Here is a 422-nt window from a genome sequence, read left to right on the forward strand (position 1 = left end):
GATATGGAAAAAGCCGGTGAACTGGCCGCCAGGGACCGGGCCGAACGGGACGCATCACAGCTGAAGTATACCGGAGAGGCGCAGAAGGCGTATGAGCGTCTGCTGACGCCGCTGGAGAAATATACCGCCCGTCAGGAAGAACTGAATAAGGCCCTGAAAGACGGGAAAATCCTGCGGGCGGATTACAACACGCTGATGGCGGCGGCGAAAAAGGATTATGAATCGACGCTGAAAAAGCCGAAGTCGTCAGGAGTCAAAGTGTCAGCCGGTGAGCGTCAGGAAGACCAGGCGCATGCTGCCCTGCTGGCGCTTGAAACCGAGCTCAGGACGCTGGAAAAACACAGCGGTGCGAATGAGAAAATCAGCCAGCAGCGTCGCGATTTATGGAAAGCGGAAAATCAGTATGCGGTCCTGAAAGAGGC

Annotated in this window: 1 protein-coding gene; it reads left to right on the forward strand. The window is 56.2% G+C overall.

From position 1 onward, the window contains the following. A partial coding sequence (locus EVJ26_RS14280; RefSeq protein WP_131470784.1) for a phage tail tape measure protein occupies positions 1 to 422 on the forward strand: 422 nt, incomplete at both ends.

Origin of the sequence: Exiguobacterium sp. SH3S1, from assembly GCF_004337105.1 — a bacterium.
Taxonomy (GTDB): Bacteria; Bacillota; Bacilli; order Exiguobacteriales; family Exiguobacteriaceae; genus Exiguobacterium; species Exiguobacterium aurantiacum_A.